This is a genomic window from Oscillibacter sp. (assembly GCF_031978065.1).
In the GTDB taxonomy this organism is placed as follows: domain Bacteria; phylum Bacillota; class Clostridia; order Oscillospirales; family Oscillospiraceae; genus Oscillibacter.
Window position 1 is genome coordinate 1 of record NZ_DALZCH010000189.1, and the last position, 2,699, is coordinate 2,699.

3 protein-coding genes and 1 pseudogene are annotated in these 2,699 nt (G+C 58.3%); all 4 read left to right on the forward strand.

Translation table 11 applies throughout. The annotated features are described in order from the left end of the window. Window positions 1–154, forward strand: a 154-nt coding sequence (locus tag RTK01_RS16510) for a dihydrodipicolinate synthase family protein (RefSeq protein ID WP_312282018.1), incomplete at its 5' end; no start/stop codon positions are given. Continuing rightward, the gene (gene dapB / locus RTK01_RS16515) at window positions 151–867 is read left to right on the forward strand and encodes a 4-hydroxy-tetrahydrodipicolinate reductase (protein WP_312282015.1); all 717 of its coding nucleotides are present in this window, start codon (window positions 151–153) and stop codon (window positions 865–867) included. The genes RTK01_RS16510 and dapB, both read left to right, overlap by 4 nt. Window positions 868–938: 71 nt before the next feature. Then, window positions 939–1,634 carry a 2,3,4,5-tetrahydropyridine-2,6-dicarboxylate N-acetyltransferase gene (dapD, locus tag RTK01_RS16520; RefSeq protein ID WP_312282016.1) on the forward strand — a complete coding sequence of 232 codons (696 nt, stop codon included), beginning with the start codon at window positions 939–941 and terminating at the stop codon, window positions 1,632–1,634. A gap of 146 nt (window positions 1,635–1,780) precedes the next feature. Further along, window positions 1,781–2,699: pseudogene (locus tag RTK01_RS16525) on the forward strand (sodium/proline symporter); the annotation flags it as partial.

Genomic DNA, 2,699 nt, shown 5'->3' on the forward strand with positions numbered 1-2,699 from the left:
CGATTTGTTTTTGGAGGTCAACCCCATTCCCGTGAAGACCGCCATGAACCTGATGGGCCTGAATGTGGGGCCCATGCGCCTGCCTCTTTATGAGATGAGCGAAGAAGCGAAGAAGAAGCTGGAGGCCACCATACGGGAGGCGGGTCTGCTGTGAGGCTCATACTGATCGGACACGGAAAAATGGGGAAGCTGCTGGAGCAGCGGGCTGCGGAGCTGGGCCACGAGGTGGTCGCCGCCTTAGACCGGGAAAGCCTTGCGCAGCTCTCCTCGCTTCCGGCGGCGGATATGGCCATCGATTTCTCCCGGCCGGAGACGCTGGGCGCGATTGGAGCCTACGTCCGCCGTACCGGTACGCCCCTGCTCTCCGGCACTACGGGCTACACGTCGGAAGAAATGGAGGCGCTTCGCGCTCTGGGAACCGCCGCCCCGGTGCTCCACGCCGCCAACTTCTCTCTTGGCATCGCGGTGTTTCGCAGGGCGCTGGCGCAGGTTTCCGACACGCTGAAGCCCGCGTTTGACATTGAGATTGAGGAAATTCACCACAATCAAAAGGCCGACGCGCCCAGCGGCACGGCAAAGCTGCTCCTCTCCGCCATCGACCCGGCCGGGGAATATACCCCCGTCTATGGGCGGGAGGGAAACACCGGTGCGCGAACCGCAAAAGAAATCGGCGTCCACGCTCTGCGGGGCGGCACCGTCGCGGGGACTCACACGGTTTCCTTCTTCGGCCCGGATGAGGAACTGTCCATAACCCACCGGGCCGCCAGCCGCCTGATTTTTGTGAACGGCGCGCTTCACGCGGCGGGTCTGCTGACGGGAAGACCCAAGGGGTTTTACGCTCTTGAGGACTTGCTGTTCGGGCAATAAAAAATTTTCAACCTGACAGTGCGGATTCCGCGCGAGATGCGCGGGGAGCCGATAGAAAGGAATTAAAACCAATGAACGCGCAGGAGATTATTGACTACATCGCAAATTCCGAGAAGAAGACCCCTGTGAAGGTCTACGTGAATATGTCAGGTGCGGTGGACTTTGGCTCCGCCAAAGTCTTTGGGTCCAATGGGAGCTACACCGTGTTTGGCGACTGGGCGGAGCTTGGCCCCATTTTGGAGCAAAACCGCGCCAAGATGATTGATCTGATGGTGGAAAACGACCGGAGGAATTCCGGAGTGTCTTTGCTTGACACAAGGGACGTTCCGGCCCGCATCGAGCCTGGCTCCATTATCCGCGAAAAGGTGGAGATCGGCGAGGGTGCGGTGATCATGATGGGGGCTATCCTCAATATCGGCGCCATTGTCGGCCCCGGCACCATGATTGACATGGGCGCGGTGCTGGGTGGACGGGCCACGGTGGGCGCGCACTGCCACATTGGGGCCGGCGCAGTGCTGGCTGGGGTGGTGGAGCCTGCCTCTGCAACGCCCGTGATTGTGGAGGACAACGTGCTGGTGGGCGCCAACGCCGTGGTGATTGAGGGCATCCGCATAGGGAAAAACGCCGTGGTGGCCGCTGGTGCGGTGGTGGTGGAAGATGTGCCGGAAAACGCCGTGGTAGCAGGCTGTCCCGCCAGAATTGTCAAAATGAAGGACGAGAAGACCGAGGGAAAGACCGCTCTGGTGGACGCGCTGCGAAGGCTGTGAGCCGAGAAGGCGGTTTAGACCCGGACAAATTGATCATATTGGTGAAATCCCGCATAAAAATCGTTTTTATGCGGGATTTTGTATTCCCTTTTGGAGGGGAATATGATATATTATAGAGCACTTGTGTGCAAAGGAGACTGGAAACTATGCTGAATACAGCGAATATCTGCATTACTATTTCGATTTTCGTCTATCTGATTGCGATGGTGGCAATCGGCGCGGCCTGTTCTAAAAAGAACAAGACCACGGACGACTTCTATCTTGGCGGGCGAAAGCTTGGCCCGCTGGTCACGGCCATGAGTGCCGAGGCCTCCGATATGAGCAGTTGGCTTTTGATGGGCCTGCCGGGGGTGGCGTATCTCACGGGTGTGGCCGACGCGGGCTGGACTGCCGTGGGTCTTGCACTGGGCACCTATCTCAACTGGTTGATTGTGGCCCGCCGCATCCGGCTGTATACCCATAAGCTGAACGCCATCACCATTCCGGAGTTTTTCTCCAAGCGCTTTGGGGATGAAAAGCGCCTATTGACGGGAATTTCCGCTGTGGTAATCCTGATTTTCTTTATTCCTTACACGGCCTCCGGCTTTGCCGCCTGCGGGAAACTGTTCAACAGCCTGTTCGGCGTAAATTATCTGGCGGCAATGATTATCTCCGGTATCGTGATCGTAGCGTACACGACCATGGGCGGTTTCCTTGCCGCTTCCACCACCGACTTTATTCAGAGCATTGTCATGACCGTGGCCCTGCTGATTGTGCTGTTGTTCGGCGTGAACGCTGCGGGTGGACTGGATGTGGTGATGGACAACGCCCGGGCGCTCCCCGGCTATCTGAGCATGGCCCTGAGCCACAGCCGGGCGGAAAACGCCGCCGTTCCGTACAGCCTGATTACCATTATCTCCACCTCGGCCTGGGGTCTTGGGTACTTTGGAATGCCCCACATTCTGCTGCGGTTTATGGCCATTGCGGACGAGCGGAAGCTGAGCCTCAGCCGCCGTGTCGCCACTGTGTGGGTGGTGATTTCCATGGCAGTGGCCATTTTTATCGGCATCGTGGGCTATAGCGTCA